The following is a 16,324-nucleotide window of genomic DNA, read 5'->3' as shown; positions in this document are numbered from 1 at the left end:
TACAGGAAAAAGAATAGCTGCCGAATATGACCTGTTTATGACTTGACCATGCCCTGTCTTTTCGCTGTCACGCGACCGGCTGATTGCGGTTTTGCTATCATGGGTTTCCCGTCAAACCCTGGATGACACCGATGCGCACCCTGCCCTGCGTCCTCTCCATCGCCGCCGCCGGCCTGCTGTCGGCCTGCGCCGCGCCCGACCGCCTGCCCAACGCCCAGTACACGCTGAGCGAGCGCCAGACCCTGCACCTGCCGCCATTGCCGATCGACCAGCGCCTCTCCCTCACCTACGAGGGCGCCGACGACAGCCGCTGCCCGGACAATGCGCGCTGCATGTGGGCCGGCCAGCTGGCCTACCGCTTCACCCTGCGCATCAACAACATGGCGCAGGGCTTCTGGCTGGTGCAGGGCAAACCCGGCTATACCTCGCCCGGCCTGCGCGGCGCGCGCATCGAACTCGATCCCTCGTTCGTGCCGCAGCCGCGCGGCATGGCGGAAGCGAAACCGGCGTCGTATCCGGTGGTCTTCAATATGTACGGCAGCTGATGGCCCCGCGCCGCCTGCCGCGGGCCGCACTGGCGTGCGTCCTGGTCGTCGCCGTTTCCTTCCAGGGCGTTGCGGCCGCGCCGGTCGCGACCGGCACCGGGGGCGCCGTCGCCACGATCAGCGCGCAAGCCTCTCAAGCAGCGCTCACCATCCTGAATCAAGGCGGCAACGCGGTCGACGCCGCGGTGGCCGCGGCCGCCACGCTGGGCGTCACCGACCCCTTCAGCTGCGGCATTGGCGGCGGCGGGTTCATGGTGATCTACCTGGCCAGGGACAAGCGCGTGATCACCATCGACCACCGCGAAACGGCGCCCGGCGCGGTGGGCCCGCGACTGTTCCAGCAAGATGGCAAGCCGCTCGACTTCGAGACGGCGGTCGCCAGCGGAGCGGCGGTCGGCGTGCCGGGCACCGTGCGCGGCTGGCACGAGGCGCTCGAACGCTACGGCAGCATGCGCTTTTCCCAGGTGCTGGCGCCGGCGATCGCGGTGGCCGACGGCGGCTTTCGCATCAACGCCAATTTCAGCAAGCTGGTCGAACAGAACGACAAGAAATTCCGCCAGTTCGCGCCGACGAGCGAGCTGTACCTGCACAAGGGCAAGGCGCTGCCCGCCGGCACGCTGCTGCGCAATCCCGGCATGGCGCGCGCCTACCGCGAGATCGCGCAAGGCGGCGTGAAGGCATTCTATGAAGGGCCGATCGCACGCGCGATCGTCGACAGCGTCAACCGGCCGCCGGTCGCGAAAGGGTATGCCGTACGGCCCGGCGCCATGACCATGGCGGATCTCGCCAACTACGAGGCGCGCATCCGCCCCGCCCTGCGCAGCACTTATCGCGGCTATGAACTGTATGGCATGCCCCTGCCGAGCAGCGGCGGCCCGACGGTGGCGCATGCGCTCAACATCCTCGAAGGCTACGACCTCGAGTCTTTGCCGCGCGCCCGCGCCGAGCACCTCTATATCGAAGCCAGCCGCCTGGCCTTCGCCGACCGCAATGCCTATCTGGCCGACCCCGAATACGTCGATGCGCCGCTCGCCGGCCTGCTCTCCAAGCAGTATGCGGCCGAGCGCCGTGCGCTGATCGATCCGCGCAAGGCCGCGCCGGGCGCGGTGGCGGCGGGCGACCCCTACCGCTATCAGAACGACCCGAGCATCCCCCTGCGCACCCAGCCGGCCGCCGCCGTCAAGCTGGCGCCCGAGAGCGCCCACACCACCCACCTGACGGTGTCGGACAAGGACGGCAACGTGGTGGCGTACACCTTCACCATCGAATCCTGGGGCGGCAGCGGCATCGTGGTGCCGGGCTACGGCTTCCTGCTCAATAACGAACTCACCGACTTCGACTTCGACGCCAGCGGGCCGCACCCGAACGTGCCGGAAGCCGGCAAGCGGCCGCGCTCGAGCATGGCGCCCACGATCGCGCTCAAGGACGGCAAGCCGGCCTTCAGCATCGGCAGCCCCGGCGGCTCGACCATCATCACCACGGTGCTGCAGACCATCGTGAACCACGTCGACTTCGGCATGCCGATGGACCAGGCGCTCGATGCGCCGCGCATCAGCCAGCGCAATGCGCTCGACACCTCGGTCGAGCCGGGCTTCACGGACACGGCGCAGGCGCGCGCCCTGTCGGGCTTCGGCCAGCGCTGGGAGTCGCCGGCCGAAGAAATCGGCGCGGCCAATGCGCTGGTGTTCAACCCGGACGGCACCGTCACCGCCGTCAGCGAGGGCAAGCGCCACGGCGTCGGCACGGCGCTGGTGCAGCGCCGCGGGCACTAGCTGGCGGGCGGGTAATCAATATAGCCGCGCTCGCCTCCCTGGTAATACGTCTGCTGCACGGCATGGCGATCCAGGCCAGGGCCGGCTTCGAGCGCGAGACGCTCGAGGCGGTGGTCGGGCAGGCGCTGTCGACCTGGCCCGGCGCCTGACCTAGCGCGCGACCAGTTCGCGCACCCGCTGCGCCATCGCGTCGATCGAGAACGGCTTGGTCAGCACCGACATGCCGGGCGCGAGCTGCCCGTGGTCGAGCAAGGCGGTTTCGGCGTAGCCGGTGATGAACAATATCTTCAGCCGGGGACGCTTGACGCGCGCCGCGTCCGCCATCTGGCGTCCATTCATCATGCCCGGCAGGCCGACGTCCGAGATCACGAGGTCGATGCGCGCGTCCGATTGCAGCAGCGCCAGGCCGCCGGCGCCGTCCTCGGCTTCCAGCACCGTGTAGCCGAGCTCCCCGAGCAGGTCGACCACCAGCGTGCGCACGCTCGGCTCGTCGTCCACCACCAGGATCGTCTCGCCGCGGCCGGCCGGCGGCGCCGCGAGGGCGGGCGCCGCCTCGGGGCCCTCGGCCGCGCCGCGATGGCGCGGCAGGAAGATGCTGACCGTGGTGCCCTGCCCCAGCTGCGAGTCGATGGCCACCTGCCCGCCGGACTGCTTGGCGAAGCCGTAGATCATCGACAGTCCCAGCCCCGTGCCCTGGCCCAGCGGCTTGGTGGTGAAGAAGGGTTCGAAGGCCTTGGCCAGCACGTCCGGCGCCATGCCGGCGCCGGTGTCGGCCACCGACAGCGCGAGATAATCGCCCGGTGGCAGCTCGTGGCCGCGTGCGGCCTCAAGGCCGAGCACCCGGTTGGCGGTGGCGATCGCGATGCGTCCGCCGTCCGGCATGGCGTCGCGCGCGTTGATGCACAGGTTCAGCAGCGCGTTCTCGAGCTGCGACTGGTCGACCAGCGCCGTCCACGGCACCTCGCTGTACGCCGGCTCGACCCGCACGCCAGGGCCCACCGTGCGCCGGATCATTTCCAGCATGCCGTCGACCATGGTGTTGACGCAGATGGCCCTGGGCGCCAGCGTCTGGCGCCGCGAAAAGGCCAGCAGCCGGTGGGTCAGCGCCGCCGCCCGCCTGGTCGCGCCCTGGGCCACCGTGAGATAGCGCTCGATCTCGCCGGCGCGGCCCTGCCCCAGGCGCAGCTTGATCAGGTCGAGGCTGCCCGCGACGCCGGCCAGCAGGTTGTTGAAGTCATGCGCCAGCCCGCCGGTGAGCTGGCCGACCGCCTCCATCTTCTGCGAATGGCGCAGCTGTTCCTGCGCCCGTTCCAGCTCGGCCTGGCGTTCGCGCTCGACGCTGATGTCGCGCGCCGAGCAGTACACCTTGCGCTCGTCCGGCACCGCCACCCACGACAGCCAGCGCCAGCCGCCGGTCTTGTGGCGGTAGCGGTTCTCGAAGCGCAGCGCGGGAATGCCGCGCTCCAGCGCATTGCGCCAGACCGTCTCGGTGCGGGCGCGGTCGCCGGGGTGGATGAAGTCGAGGAAGGGCGTACCGGCGACTTCTTCCTCGGTCCAGCCCAGCGTGGCCTGCCAGGCCGGGTTCGAGGTCTCCATGAAACCGTCGGCATTGAGCACGCCCAGGATGTCGGGGCTGAGCTGCCAGGTGCGCCCGCGCGCCAGCGCCTGGGCCAGCACCTTCTGTTCCAGCTGCTCGTTGAGCGCGCGCAGCTTGAGGATCGCGCCGTCGCGCTCGGCCTCCACCGCGCGCCGGCCCTCGACGTCGATCAGCACGCCCGGGAACAGCAGGCCGGTGCCGTCCGGCGCCAGGTCGACCCGGCCATTGGCCTCGATCCAGTAATACCGGCCGTCGGCGCGCCGCACCCGGTACTGGTGGGCGTAATGGCCGCCGCGCGCGATCACCGTATTGATGGCCTGCGCCAGGCCGGCCTGGTCGTCGGGGTGCACGGTGGCCACCACCTGCGCCAGCGAGAGGCCGGTGCGGCCGATGGCCGGGTCGAGGCCGAAGGCGCGCGCGAAGGCTTCGTCGACGGTGAAGCGGTCGGTCGGCAAGTCCCAGAACCAGGTGCCGATGATGGCGCCCGCCTCCAGCGCCAGCCGGACCCGCTCGGCGTCCTCGCGCGACGCCGATTCGTGCTCGCGCAGCACCGCTTCGTCGGCCGCCTGGCGCCGCTGCCGGAGCACGGCCTCGGTGGTTTCGATGCAGTTGCACAGCAGGCCGAGGATGCGGCCGGCATCGTCGCGCACGGGACCATAGGAATAGGTGAACCAGGTGTGCTCGGCATAGCCCTTGCGCTGCATGACGAGCGCGATGTCGTTCATCTTGTGCGATTCGCCGCCCACCAGGGTGCGCTCGACCAGCGGCCCGAGCACGTCCCAGATTTCGTGCCAGACGGCCTGGAACGCCTGCCCCAGCGCGGCCGGGTGCTTGTTGCACAGGATCTCGGCGTAGGCGTCGTTGTAGAGCAGGGTCTGGTCCGGCCCCCAGACGATAAAGCTCGGAAAGGCCGAGTCCAGCACGATATTGATGCTGGTGCGCAGCGTCGCGGGCCAGGATGCGATCGGGCCCAGCGGCGAGGCCGCCCAGTCGTGATCGCGGATCGCCGCCGCCATCGCGGCGCCGGAAGCGGGAAACGCTAGTGGACTACCCATGGAGTCGATCTTTTGCCTGATGGGGTCCGGGGACATGGTTGCGCGCGTTCATGCGGCATTATTGCATGTTTCGCAACGTCATCGCGCCGTAATATGCGGCGCCGCCCGGCGATTTTTTGGCGCGCCCTCGCCGGGCGCCCTGGCGGGACGGCGTGCCGGCTTACGCAGCCAGGGCCATGCGCTCGTGGCCGGCGCGCGCGCGCACCGGCGCCTGCGCTTGAGGCGCCGCCTGCGCATCGATCTTGAACACGCCCACCATCTGTTGCAGCGCATGCGCCTGATCCTGCAACGCGCCGGTGGCGGCTGCCGCTTCCTCGACCAGGGCGGCGTTCTGCTGGGTCGCCTGGTCCATATGGCTGACCGCTTCGTTGATCTGCTGGATGCCGGCGGTCTGCTCTTCGCCGGCGGCCAGGATCTCGGCCATGATGTCGCTGACGCGGGTCACGCTACTGACGATCTCGTCCATGGTAGTGCCGGCGCTGTCGACCAGGGCGGCGCCCGCCTCGACGTTGCGGACCGAGGTGCTGATCAGCTCCTTGATTTCCTTGGCCGCCGCCGCCGAGCGCTGCGCCAGGTTGCGCACTTCGCCGGCCACGACCGCGAAACCGCGGCCCTGCTCGCCTGCGCGGGCCGCTTCGACGGCCGCGTTCAGCGCCAGGATATTGGTCTGGAAGGCGATGCCGTCGATGGTCGAGATGATGTCCACGATGCGCTTGGACGAGGCATCGATGGCGCCCATGGTCTGCACCACTTCCGACACCAGCTGGCCGCCGCGCACCGCGACTTCGGACGCCGAGCGCGCCACGTTATTCGCCTGGCGCACATTGTCCGCATTGTGCTGCACGGTGGTGGTCAATTCCTCGAGCGAAGAAGCGGTTTCTTCCAGGCCGCTGGCCTGCTGCTCGGTACGGCTTGATAAGTTCATGTTACCGGCCGCGATCTCGCTGCTGGCGCTGGCGATCGACATGCTGCTGTCGCGCACGCCGCGCACGGTGGTGGCCAGCTGCTGCTGCATGGTGGCCAGACCCTTGAGCAGTGCGCCCATTTCGTCGTCGCGGTCGATCTGCACCCTGGTCGACAGGTCGCCATGGGCCATCGCGTCGAAGTGGCCGAGCGCGTGGTCGAGCGGCCGCATGATGGCGCGCAGCAGCAGCCACGACGACACCGCCGCCAGCAGCACGCCGAGCACCACGCTGGCGCTGGAGATCCACATCAGCGTGTCGAACAGACGGCCGCTCTCCTCGTAGCCCCGCTTGGCGGCCGTCAGCTGGTAATCGTCCAGGGCGCTCGATGCCTTGTCGAAGACACCGTACAGGGCCGTCATTTCCGTCATCGACAGCGCTTCGATGCGCTCGACGTTCATCTGCTCGATGGCGGTGGCCAGCGCCAGCATGCCGTCGTTGATGTAGCGGTTGCGTTCGACTTCCAGGGTCTTGGCCAATGCCGCTTCCTCGGCGTCGCGCGGCAGGGCGAGGTAACGCTGCCATTCCTTGTTCGCGTCGTCGATGAAGTCCTTGGCGCGGCTCAGGGTCTTGCCGACGTCGGCCGCGTCCGGATGGAACACGGCGCGGTCCAGGCCAAAACGCGCGCGGTTCAGGAAGTTCTTGGAATTATTGATCGCGATGCTGGACGCCAGCTGATTGGAGTACACCTGCTCGAGCGTGGCGTGGTCTTCACGCATGCCGTAGATGCCGAGCAGGCCGACAGCGGTGATGAGGAAGCCAAGCATGGCCATCGTGGCGATCAGCCGGAGTCGCAGTGTCAGTTTGAAAAGCATGGTTGCCCTGAAGATGAAGGTTTTTTTATGAGTAAGTACAACAGCGAAACCTTATCTTCAGTGCGACTTTTTTTCAGCAAAAACCGAAGTTCAGTATCAAAGTGCCAGTGGACCGGTTGTTGCTCAGCGACAAAAAGAACGATCGATCTATCCCCTTCGGCAACTCGGTTAATGAACAGATCACATCGCGGGACATGACCCATCCCCCGTCAATCCAGCCTTCCGGCGGGAAAAGCGAACGGCGCGCGAAGTGTCGAACGGTAGCGGCGCGACACCAGGAAAGCCGTCAGCACGATGGCAAGGCCAGCCGCAGTCGGAAAAACCGGCAATGCCAGAAGTCGTCCGATGGGCAGTGCGACCAGCAGGCAGCCGCCCGCCAGCGCCAACACCGTCAGCCACTGCAGAACCGGATTCCAGCGTGGGCGGCGTGCATGGTCGCGCAGCGGCAAGGCCAGGGCCGGCAGGGCCAGGCCACACAGGCTCGCCACCAGCAGCAGCTCATCCGCGCCGGCGCCGCTCAGGACGCTGCACAGGAGCGCCGTGGCCGCCGCCATGCCCCAGGCCGCCAGACTGCTGCGCAATGCCGTCGAGGCCAGCAAGCGATTGAACCGCGGCGCGGTAGCGGGCATCGCCGGCGCCAGCCTGAGCAGAGGCTGGCCAGCAGGCATGTCCGTCAGGTTCGCCAGCAAGTTCGTGTGCAACTGGAACAGGAGCAATGGCAGCAGACTCCACATCCAGCCCATCTCCAGCGCGAGCTCGGCCGCCTTGGGGTAGCCGCCCAGGCGCATGAAGCCGACCAGCAGCAGCCCGAACAGGCCCATGCCGGCAATGCTCAGCGCGATCACGCCCAATGGCAGGCCGGGGCCGCTGCCGTGCAAAAGCATGGCGCCCAGGTCACGGCGCTTGCCGGCCAGGCGCAGCGAGTATGCTTGCCACGAGAGCAGCAAACCGTTCTCCCCGCGGAGCTTGAACGCGTTCCTGTCACGCCATACCGTGCGCTTTTCCAGCAACTGCCAATGCCGGTCCCCCGCCTGCGCGAGAATCACGCGCATGGCCGCCAGCCCGGGCAGCAAAAGCAGGGCCGCCAGCAGCGGGAGGAAGGCCGGATGCGCCATCATGGCGTACGCCCGGTCCGGTATCACGGACGGCAATCCCATCAACGGCCAGATCGCGAGGAGCACTGCCGATCCGGCGCCGCTGCCGGTGGCCGCCAGCGCCAGGCCAAGCGAAGCCACCATCCACCAGACCACGCGCAGGACGACGTCCGACGCGCTGCCTGCATTGGCAAACGCCAGTCCGGCGATGCACAGCATCCACACTGCCGAGGCCAGTTCCAGCAAGCGCGCCCGCATCCCGGGTGTCAGCTGGGCATTGGCGGGGGAATTGAGCTTGAAAGCGCCAGGCAGAAAGCCCCAGGTCCAGGTGAGAAGGACCAAGCTGCACAGCATGTTTGCGCCCCAGCGCGCCCCAGTGGCCAGGTCGTACACTTTCCAGGCGAGCGCCGCCGCCACCAGCGACAGGACCGGCGTCAGCCAAACGACGAGCCGATGGGCATACGGGTGCACCTGCGCCAGCGCCGAGCGCCACAGCAGTCCGTAGAGCGCCAGGCGCGGGCTCACCGGGTCACCTCGATGAACAGGTCTTCCAGGTTCGACGGCACGCGCGCGCCGGACGGCACGTGGCTGGCGGCGCCATCGAGCAGGTCGTCCAGATCCCCTTCGAGCACGATGCGGCCATCCTTGAGGAAGGCGACGTCCAGCGCCACCCGCTCCAGGTCGGTGAGAATATGGGTCGAGAACACCACCGTGGTGCCGCGCTCGATCACGCCGTCGATCAGCTCGGTGAGAAAATCGCGCCGCCCGGCCGGGTCGAGCGCCGACACCGGTTCGTCCAGCACCAGCAGCTCGGGATCGTGGGCCAGCGCGCGGATGATCGACAGGCGCTGCTGCTCGCCGCCCGACAGGCGCCGGATCGGCTTGTTGCGCATGGCGAGATCGATGCCCCAGCGGCCCAGCAGGCCCTCGACCTTGGCGTCGTTCCAGCGCGGATACAGCGCCTTGAAGTAGCCCAGCATCTGCAGCGGCGTCATCCAGTCGAACAGGTCGGACTTCTGCGGCACGTAGCCGATGCGGGCGCGGGTCGCGTCCGACAGCGCGGCGGGCGATTCGCCGAACAGCGCGATGCTGCCGCCGTCGATCTCGCGCAGGCCCAGCAGGCATTCCATCAGTGTCGACTTGCCGGCGCCGTTGCGCCCCAGCAGGCCGATCACCTGGCCCGGTCCGACCTCCCAATCGAGGCCGTCGAGTACGGTCTTGTTGCCGAAGCGCCTGGCGACGCCGCGCATCTGGATCGGGAGTGCGGTCACGGTGATTCCTTCAGGATGGTTGTAAAGAGAGAGAGGACGGTGTCGGGATCGAGTTCGAGCTCGCGCGCCTCGCGCGCGGCGCGTTCAAGGGTGGGACGCAGCAGCGCCAGGCGCTCGCCGGCAGCGCTCGCCCCGCCCCTGCCGGCCGGCCGGTCGGCGACGATCATGCCGATGCCGCGGCGGCGCTCGAGCAGGCCTTCCAGCTCGAGCAACCCATACGCCTTGGACACGGTCATCGGATTGACGGCGAGCTGCAGCGCGACCTCGCGCACCGACGGCAGCGCATCGCCCGGCGCCAGCTGGCCGCCGGCCACCAGCCGGCGCACCTGGTCGACCAGTTGCCGGTAGATCGGATCGGTCGAACCGGGGACGATCGAGAACAGTTGAGATGGTTGGGGGGGCATGGCGTATTGGTGTATTAGTTGGTTGATACACTAAGGGCATCCGCAGTCCTTGTCAAGCATGAAAACGTGTGAGCGCTACAGTGACATTTGGCGCATTTTCGGCGAACTTTCGTTGATAGGATCGACCGGTTTGGTATTGGATTCAATCGGATGCACCGTCTTCTCGCCTGCCTGTCAGCCCTGTATTGCACCTGCGCGCATGCCCAGACCGAGGCGAGCGCGCCACCCCAGCAAGTCGTCATCAGCGGCGTCCAGACCGACGTCGAGGCGGGCCAGGATTTCGTCGCCGGAAAAATCATCATCGGCCAGAAGAAAATCGCCGACAGCGGCCTGCAGAATACCGGCGAACTGCTCCGGCGCGAGCCCGCGATCAGCGTCGACAAGGGCGGCCGCATCGGCCTGCTCGGCCTGCCCGGCTATACCCAGGTGCTGGTCGATGGCCAGGCGCAGACCGGCGACTACATGAACATCGACCTGATGCGCGTCGAACGCATCGAGATCGCCAAGACCACCACCGCAGCCACCGGGCCGTTCGGCATCGCCGGCACCATCAACATCGTCCTGCGCAAGGCGCAGCGCAAGACGTCGTCCAGATTGCACGGCAATGTGCGCACCGAGGGCGGCAGGAAGGGCATGGACCTGACCTGGTCGACCACCGGCGTGAGCGATGACTTCAGCCATACCTTCATGCTGTCGCGCTGGCGCAGGTTGTCCACCGCAAATGGCAGCTATGTCCAGACCCGCGAACGGCCGGGCTCGGGCGTGGCCCGTGAGTACGAAGGCGAGGCCCATACCCCGGGCCTGTTCGAATCGATCAGTGCGAGCGGTGTGCTGGCCTGGGCCCTGGATGCCGATCACACGCTGACCTTCAGCCCGGAAATCGCGCGCGCCAACTCCGACAATGACAGCCAGGAACAGCGGCGCTGGCTGTCCGGCCCGACCTCGTTCGCGAACCAGACCGGGACGAGCCCCACGAACAATCTGCACCTGCCCTTGCTGTGGAACTGGAAGATCGACCCGGACAGCAGCCTGGCCGTCAAGCTTCTTGCCAGCGGCTCGCGTTCGGACAGCCGCCTGCGCCGGGACGAAATATGGTCGCCGGGCGGCCCGCGCCAGCGTGTCAATGACCAGGACCAAAGCACGCGCAACTACTTCCTCGACCTCGACTACGCCCTGGAGACCGAGGATGGCCACCGGATCAGCGCCGGCGCCAGGTTCGCGCGCAACGACAGCGACAGCAGCCATACCGACCTGATCGACGGCCGTCCAGACCCCAGCCTGGCCGTGCTGGGGCCGGAAACGGCATCCCACCTGACCAGCGTCCGGTTGTTCATCCAGGACGAATGGCGGATCAACCGGCGCTGGGCCGTCAACCTGGGCGCGTCAGGCGAACGACGCCATTACCGCCTGGTCGAGGGTCCGGTCGACAACCGTCCGCGATTCGACCTGTGGTCGCCGTCGGCGCATGTCTCGCACCGCATTGGCGGCAATCGCAAGCGCCAGCTCAGGGCCTCGCTGGCGCGCAGCTACCGCACGCCCTTCTTCGACGAAATGCTGCTGCGGCCCACGATCAATCCATATGCGCCATGCCCGGCCCAGGGCTTGTGCGGCGCCAACGGCATCGACCTGGCCGACAGCAGCGGCAATCCCGCGCTGCGGCCGGAACGCGCGCTCGGCCTGAACCTGTCGTATGCGCACGGGTTCGGCCGCGACAGTGAAGTCAGCCTGGAATTCTACGCGCGCGACATCGGCGACAAGAACGGCCAGGAGGTCGCGCTGGTGGACGTGCCCTGGGCCAGCGTGCCGCGCTACGTGATCCGCCAGGCCAACCTGGGCCAGGCGCGGATACGCGGCCTGGACCTCGAAGCGCGCCTGGCGGGCAAGGATTTCTCGTCAACGCTGGCGAACCTGGAACTCTCCGGCAGCATCGGCCTGGCCGACTCGACCCTCAGCGACCTGCCCGGTCCCGACAACCGCATTGCCGGGCAGTCGCCCTGGCGCGCCAAGCTGGGCGGCAGCTATGCGTTGCAGTCGCTGCCCGTGAAACTGGGCTTCGATGCCAGCTACCTGCCCGAGGACTGGGTGCGCAGCAGCGTCAACCAGCGCGTCTACGAATCGAGCCGGCGCGTGCTGAACCTGAATGCGAGCTGGAACGTCAGCAAGACCACGGTCTTGCGGCTCAACCTCGACAACCTGCTGGCCCAGCGCAAGGCCCGCATCGACGAATACCTGGAGCAGGACAGCATCGTCCGCCTCTCGGCCTGGAACGCAAGCCACGCGCGCATCGTGGTGCGTTTCGAAACCAGCTTATGACCGGAAAGGAAACACATGAAAAAGATTGTCGCGCTGTGTGCATTGGCATGCATGTTGTCGAACACCGCGTTTGCCCAGAAAACCTATAACACCAGGTCGCAGTGCATGCGCAACTGCGCCGAGGTGGGCCCGTCCGATGCAAAGCGGGAAGCCTACCAGCGCAAGATCGCCGAACTTGACCGGAAGAAGAATGCAGAAACCGATCCCAAGAAGCTGGCGCTGCTCAAGGATGAAGAGGAATCGGTCATCGACAAGTACGAAGCCGATTCCGAAAAGCTCTGCCGTTACATTTGCGACGGCATGCCCGAACAATAAAAAAACCGGGGCCTCGGCCCCGGTTCGGTGGTTTGGCGAAAAAGCCGGTTACAGGTGCACCGTAATCTGCGGCATCAGATCGTCGAAGGTCCGGCCAGTGCCGTTCTCGCCGATCGCATGCATCTTCCACTCGCCGTTGTGGCGGTACAGCTTGGCCATGATCTGGGCCGAGTGCGAGCCGGTCACCGACAGGTTGAAGCGCGCCACCTCTTGCTGGTTCGCTGCGTTGATCAGGCGGCAGTAGGCGTTCTCGACGGTCGAGAAGTTCTGGCCGGTGAAGCTGTTCACGGTGAACACCAGCGCCTTGACGTTCGCCGGCACGGCGTTCAGGTCGACGCTGATCTGCTCGTCATCGCCATCGCCGGCGCCGGTGCGGTTGTCGCCCGAGTGCGAGATGCTGCCGTCGCGGCTCTTGAGCTGGCGGAACCAGACCACGTCCATCGGGCGGTTCGACTCGTCGAACATTACCACCGAGGCGTCGAGGTCGACGGCTTCGGACTTGCCGCCGCCGAAGCCGAAGAAGCCCTTCGACTTGATCGCGTCCCAGCCCAGACCCATGGTCACGCGGGAGAGGCCGCCACCGGCTTCCTTGTCCAGGGAGATCTTCTGTCCCTTTTGCAGATTGACTGACATTGTTATAGCTCCTTATTTTGCGGGCGCCTGCATCCAGGCCTTGAATGCGGTGCGGTTGCGCGAACACACATATACCTTGCCACGACCCGAGAAGCGCAGGACCATGCCCTCGCCACTGGTCTGGCTGTTGATCAGGTTGCCCAGGAAGCCGCCGCTGGTGCCGGTCGTGATCGAGATTTCGTAGCGCAGGGTGCTGTCCCAGCACACCACGTGCGAGTTGTCGATGATCGCATCCTTGCCCGGCTCGACCTCCAGGACCGACATCGAACCGAAGCCCGACACCACCACCTGGCCCTGGCCGCCCGTCTCGGTGACGAAGAAGCCGCCGCTCTGCGCGAACAGCGCGTTGCCCAGGCTTTGCGTGCGCACCCGCAGGTCCACGCCGGACGTGGCCGCGACGAAGGCGCCATCGCTGATGATGTAGTTGTTCGGACCGACGTCGACGATCTGCATCGCGCCCGGCAGGGTTGGCGACAGCAGGCAGTCGCCCTCGCCGCGGGTCGCTTCGATGTGCTGCTGGAAGAACGACTCGCCGTTGGCGAAGGTGCGCATCAGCGCGCTACCGAGGCCACCCTTCATCTTGCCCTTGAGATCGAGGGTCGATTCCATCATCACCATCGCGTCGGATTCGCAATAGATGGTCTCGCCCTGCTTCATCGACACATGCAGGAAGGGATCGACGTCCCCGGTCACGGTAAAAACTGGCATTTGGCTTCCTTTCATGAGGCGGTTCCCTTGAACCGCCCCTACATTACCTTAAACGTTCACGCCGTAGTTGCGGGCCAGTGGGCCCAGGCCGCCGTTGAAGCCCTGGCCGATCGCGCGGAACTTCCAGTCGGCGCCGTTGCGGTACACCTCGCCGAAGATCATCGCCGCTTCGGTCGAGCTGTCTTCCGACAGGTCGTAGCGCGCGACTTCCTGGTTGGTGGCGTTGTTGACGCAGCGGATGAAGGCCTTGCCGACCATGCCGAAATTCTGGCGACGGGCTTCGGCGTCGTGGATGGTCACGCCCAGCACGACCTTGTCGACGTCGGCCGGCACCTTGGTCAGGTCGATGGTGACGAACTCGTCGTCGCCTTCGCCGGCGCCGGTGGTGTTGTCGCCCGAGTGGACGATCGAGCCGTCGGCCGACTTCAGGTTGTTGTAGAAGATGAAGTCGCTGTCCGAACGTACCTTGCCCGACGAATTGAGCAGGAACACCGCGCCGTCGAGGTCGAAGGCTGCGCCATCGGTTGCGCGAACGTCCCAGCCGAGGGCGACTTTCAGCGAAGTCAGGCCCGGGGCTTCTTTCGACAGGTTGACGTTGCCGCCTTTTTGCAGACTGATTGCCATGATGAGACTCTCCTAGTTAATGAACACCGGGTTGCAAACGCAGCGAGCTGGTGTTCAGCCACTCGCCGCGGATTCTGGACCGCTCCGGCAGGAGCGGTCATTTGTCATTTACGCACCGCTTTCCAGCGCCGCGTGCTTTTTCTTGTACTGCAGCGAACTCCACAGCGAAGCCAGGATGAAGGCCACGCCGACGCCGCCGGTGATCAGCTCGGGCACGTGCCACTTCATGCTCGCCAGCATGATCACGGCCAGGATGCCGATCGCGTAGTGCGCGCCATGCTCCAGGTAAACATATTCGTCCAGCGTGCCCTTGCGCACCAGGAACACGGTCATCGAACGCACGAACATCGCGCCGATCGCCAGGCCCAGCATGATGATCACGACGTCGCTGGTGATCGCGAAGGCGCCGATCACGCCGTCGAACGAGAACGAGGCATCCAGCACTTCGAGGTACAGGAAGCCGCCGATGCCGCCCTTCTTGACCGCGTCGCCGACGGCGCCGGCTTCGGACTCGCTCTTTTCCAGCATGCTGCTGAGCATGTCGACACCGACATAGACCAGGATGCCCCACATACCTGCGATCAGGACGACCATCTTCTGCGCTTCTTCAACATAGGTCATGCTGAACAGCAGCGCGGCGATCGCGATCATGACGGCGATCGAGGACACCTTGCCCAGCGCGCCGATCTTGGCTTCGAAGTTGCCCAGCCAGTGGGTTTCCTTCTCGTCGTCCAGCATGAAGTTCAGGAACACCAGCAGCAGGAACATGCCGCCGAAGGCCGCCACTTCGGCGTGGTGGTTGGTCAGGTGGGTCGAGAACGCCTTCGGATCGGTCAGCGCCAGGTTCCACACTTCGACGGTGCCCAGGTCCGCGGCCACGGCCACGATCACCAGCGGGAACACCAGCCGCATGCCGAACACGGCGATGATGATGCCGACGCCCAGGAACAGCTTGATCCAGAACTCGTCCCAGCCCTTGAGCACCGAGGCGTTGACCACGGCGTTGTCGAAGGACAGCGAGACTTCCATCACCGCCAGGATGGCCGCCACGCCCAGCGCGGTGAACGCGGCGCTCATGCCGCCATGCTCGAAGCCCCACCATGCGGAGAGCGCGAGACAGACTGCGGTCACGATGAATGACCAGGTAAAGTACTTCATAAGTTTTTCCCTCTTATAAAAGTTATACGCCAACAGTGTCGGCGAGCTATATTGTAAAAGCTTGGCGCTTATTGAAAAAGCGAAGATAATCGAAATATTACTTCCGAAAAACAGAAGCCATGAACCACGCGCCACCCAATTTCCGTCACCTTTATTACTTCTGGGTGGTTGCCAAGGAAGGCAGCATCACGCGCGCCGCCGAGCGCCTTGGCCTGGCGATCCAGACTGTCAGCACACAGCTTACCCTGCTTGAACAGGCGTTTGGCAAAGCACTGTTCAATCAGCAAGGCCGGCGCCTGAACCTGACCGAGGCCGGTCGCCTGGCGCTGTCCTATGCCGACCAGATCTTTCTTCTGGGAGAGCAGATGCAGGAAGCGCTGGACGCCTCGGACAGCGCCCGCATCCGGCTCGCGGTGGGCATTTCGGATTCGCTGCCCAAGTTCACGGCCTACCGCATGCTCGAGGTGACGACCCAGCTCGCCATTCCGGTGCGCCTGGTGTGCCATGAAGACGAGTACGAAGCCCTGCTGGGCGACCTGGCCCTGCACAAGCTGGACGTGGTGCTGACCGACCGCGCGGTGCCGACCGGGACCACGCTGCGCGTGTTCAGCCACCTGCTGTCCGAGAACGAGATGTATGTGGTCGGCGCCCCGGCCCTGGCCAAGAACTACCGCAAGGATTTCCCGGCCTCGCTGCACGGCGCCCCGATCCTGCTCCCGACCCGGAACAATGCCCTGCGCGGCAAGATCGACGACTGGTTCGAGCGCCATGCGATCCGGCCCGACGTGGTCGGCGAGTTCGAGGACAACGCCCTGCTCAATACCTTCGGGCGGCGCGGACTCGGCCTGTTCTTCACCCCGGCGGCGCCGGTGGCCGACATCAAGGTCCAGCTCGGGGCCGAGCTGGTGGGCCGGGTGCCCGAGGTGCGCGAGCACTTCTATGCGATCTCGAACGAACGCAAGATCAAGCATCCGGCGGTCGAGGCCATCCTGGCCGCCGTGCACAAGGAAGCGCTTGACAGGGAATAAAGACAAGTCAGGTTGTACAATGACCCCTGG

14 protein-coding genes are annotated in these 16,324 nt (G+C 66.2%); 5 read left to right on the top strand and 9 right to left on the bottom strand.

Annotation, left to right across the window (positions count from 1 at the left end):
* Positions 1–131: 131 nt before the first annotated feature.
* On the top strand, positions 132–545 hold the full coding sequence (locus HMPREF9710_RS16400; RefSeq protein ID WP_005668161.1) for a hypothetical protein: 414 nt from the start codon (positions 132–134) through the stop codon (positions 543–545).
* Complete coding sequence (gene ggt, locus HMPREF9710_RS16395; RefSeq protein WP_005668160.1) at positions 545–2,317, top strand: gamma-glutamyltransferase; 1,773 nt, start codon at positions 545–547, stop codon at positions 2,315–2,317. Before HMPREF9710_RS16400 ends, ggt begins: the two co-directional genes overlap by 1 nt.
* Before the next feature lie 150 nt (positions 2,318–2,467).
* Here the strand turns inward: ggt and HMPREF9710_RS16390 are convergent, their stop codons facing one another.
* The 5 genes from HMPREF9710_RS16390 to HMPREF9710_RS16370 form a co-directional block, all read right to left on the bottom strand.
* Entirely contained in the window at positions 2,468–4,969 is a 2,502-nt protein-coding gene (locus HMPREF9710_RS16390) for a PAS domain-containing hybrid sensor histidine kinase/response regulator family protein (RefSeq protein ID WP_040777243.1), read from the bottom strand.
* Positions 4,970–5,129: 160 nt separating this feature from the next.
* Positions 5,130–6,746, bottom strand: coding sequence for a methyl-accepting chemotaxis protein (locus HMPREF9710_RS28770; protein ID WP_005668156.1), 1,617 nt, complete (start codon positions 6,744–6,746; stop codon positions 5,130–5,132).
* A 209-nt stretch (positions 6,747–6,955) separates the two neighbouring features.
* Positions 6,956–8,365, bottom strand: a complete 1,410-nt coding sequence (locus HMPREF9710_RS16380) for a hypothetical protein (protein WP_005668154.1) — start codon at positions 8,363–8,365, stop codon at positions 6,956–6,958.
* Entirely contained in the window at positions 8,362–9,111 is a 750-nt protein-coding gene (locus tag HMPREF9710_RS16375; RefSeq protein WP_005668151.1) for an ABC transporter ATP-binding protein, read from the bottom strand. Before HMPREF9710_RS16375 ends, HMPREF9710_RS16380 begins: the two co-directional genes overlap by 4 nt.
* Positions 9,108–9,515, bottom strand: a complete 408-nt coding sequence (locus HMPREF9710_RS16370; protein WP_005668149.1) for a GntR family transcriptional regulator — start codon at positions 9,513–9,515, stop codon at positions 9,108–9,110. The genes HMPREF9710_RS16375 and HMPREF9710_RS16370 overlap by 4 nt, the downstream gene beginning before the upstream one ends.
* A 150-nt stretch (positions 9,516–9,665) precedes the next feature.
* On the opposite strand from HMPREF9710_RS16370, the gene HMPREF9710_RS16365 reads away from it, so the two are divergent.
* Positions 9,666–11,828 (top strand): TonB-dependent receptor plug domain-containing protein, encoded by a 2,163-nt coding sequence (locus tag HMPREF9710_RS16365; RefSeq protein ID WP_005668147.1) that lies wholly within the window; start codon positions 9,666–9,668, stop codon positions 11,826–11,828.
* A 15-nt stretch (positions 11,829–11,843) separates the two neighbouring features.
* Complete coding sequence (locus tag HMPREF9710_RS16360; RefSeq protein WP_005668145.1) at positions 11,844–12,143, top strand: hypothetical protein; 300 nt, start codon at positions 11,844–11,846, stop codon at positions 12,141–12,143.
* A gap of 48 nt (positions 12,144–12,191) precedes the next feature.
* On the opposite strand, the gene HMPREF9710_RS16355 is transcribed toward HMPREF9710_RS16360, so the two are convergent.
* The 4 genes from HMPREF9710_RS16355 to HMPREF9710_RS16340 all read right to left on the bottom strand — a co-directional run bounded on the left by HMPREF9710_RS16355 (position 12,192) and on the right by HMPREF9710_RS16340 (position 15,266).
* On the bottom strand, positions 12,192–12,776 hold the full coding sequence (locus HMPREF9710_RS16355) for a TerD family protein (protein WP_005668143.1): 585 nt from the start codon (positions 12,774–12,776) through the stop codon (positions 12,192–12,194).
* A 12-nt stretch (positions 12,777–12,788) separates the two neighbouring features.
* The gene (locus HMPREF9710_RS16350; protein WP_005668141.1) at positions 12,789–13,484 is read right to left on the bottom strand and encodes a TIGR00266 family protein; all 696 of its coding nucleotides are present in this window, start codon (positions 13,482–13,484) and stop codon (positions 12,789–12,791) included.
* Between the two features lie 48 nt (positions 13,485–13,532).
* A complete protein-coding gene (locus HMPREF9710_RS16345) occupies positions 13,533–14,108 on the bottom strand; it encodes a TerD family protein (RefSeq protein WP_005668140.1) in 576 nt (191 codons plus the stop codon).
* Positions 14,109–14,216: 108 nt separating this feature from the next.
* Positions 14,217–15,266, bottom strand: a complete 1,050-nt coding sequence (locus tag HMPREF9710_RS16340) for a DUF475 domain-containing protein (protein WP_005668139.1) — start codon at positions 15,264–15,266, stop codon at positions 14,217–14,219.
* 119 nt (positions 15,267–15,385) lie between these two features.
* Between HMPREF9710_RS16340 and nhaR the strand changes: the two genes are divergently transcribed.
* On the top strand, positions 15,386–16,294 hold the full coding sequence (gene nhaR / locus HMPREF9710_RS16335; protein ID WP_005668138.1) for a transcriptional activator NhaR: 909 nt from the start codon (positions 15,386–15,388) through the stop codon (positions 16,292–16,294).
* The last annotated feature ends 30 nt before the right edge of the window (positions 16,295–16,324 follow it).

This window comes from Massilia timonae CCUG 45783 (assembly GCF_000315425.1).
In the GTDB taxonomy this organism is placed as follows: Bacteria; Pseudomonadota; Gammaproteobacteria; order Burkholderiales; family Burkholderiaceae_D; genus Telluria; species Telluria timonae.
The sequence above is the reverse complement of the archived record's forward strand: the minus strand, read 5'-3'. Positions and strand labels throughout refer to the sequence as shown.

What these genes read in the sequence shown, in the direction of transcription:
- HMPREF9710_RS16400 (WP_005668161.1), top strand. Translation starts at nt 132, where the DNA reads ATGCGCACCCTGCCCTGCGTCCTCTCCATCGCCGCCGCCGGCCTGCTG.
- ggt (WP_005668160.1), top strand. Translation starts at nt 545, where the DNA reads ATGGCCCCGCGCCGCCTGCCGCGGGCCGCACTGGCGTGCGTCCTGGTC.
- HMPREF9710_RS16390 (WP_040777243.1), bottom strand. Translation starts at nt 4,969, where the DNA reads ATGGGTAGTCCACTAGCGTTTCCCGCTTCCGGCGCCGCGATGGCGGCG.
- HMPREF9710_RS28770 (WP_005668156.1), bottom strand. Translation starts at nt 6,746, where the DNA reads ATGCTTTTCAAACTGACACTGCGACTCCGGCTGATCGCCACGATGGCC.
- HMPREF9710_RS16370 (WP_005668149.1), bottom strand. Translation starts at nt 9,515, where the DNA reads ATGCCCCCCCAACCATCTCAACTGTTCTCGATCGTCCCCGGTTCGACC.
- HMPREF9710_RS16365 (WP_005668147.1), top strand. Translation starts at nt 9,666, where the DNA reads ATGCACCGTCTTCTCGCCTGCCTGTCAGCCCTGTATTGCACCTGCGCG.
- HMPREF9710_RS16360 (WP_005668145.1), top strand. Translation starts at nt 11,844, where the DNA reads ATGAAAAAGATTGTCGCGCTGTGTGCATTGGCATGCATGTTGTCGAAC.
- HMPREF9710_RS16355 (WP_005668143.1), bottom strand. Translation starts at nt 12,776, where the DNA reads ATGTCAGTCAATCTGCAAAAGGGACAGAAGATCTCCCTGGACAAGGAA.
- HMPREF9710_RS16350 (WP_005668141.1), bottom strand. Translation starts at nt 13,484, where the DNA reads ATGCCAGTTTTTACCGTGACCGGGGACGTCGATCCCTTCCTGCATGTG.
- HMPREF9710_RS16345 (WP_005668140.1), bottom strand. Translation starts at nt 14,108, where the DNA reads ATGGCAATCAGTCTGCAAAAAGGCGGCAACGTCAACCTGTCGAAAGAA.
- HMPREF9710_RS16340 (WP_005668139.1), bottom strand. Translation starts at nt 15,266, where the DNA reads ATGAAGTACTTTACCTGGTCATTCATCGTGACCGCAGTCTGTCTCGCG.
- nhaR (WP_005668138.1), top strand. Translation starts at nt 15,386, where the DNA reads ATGAACCACGCGCCACCCAATTTCCGTCACCTTTATTACTTCTGGGTG.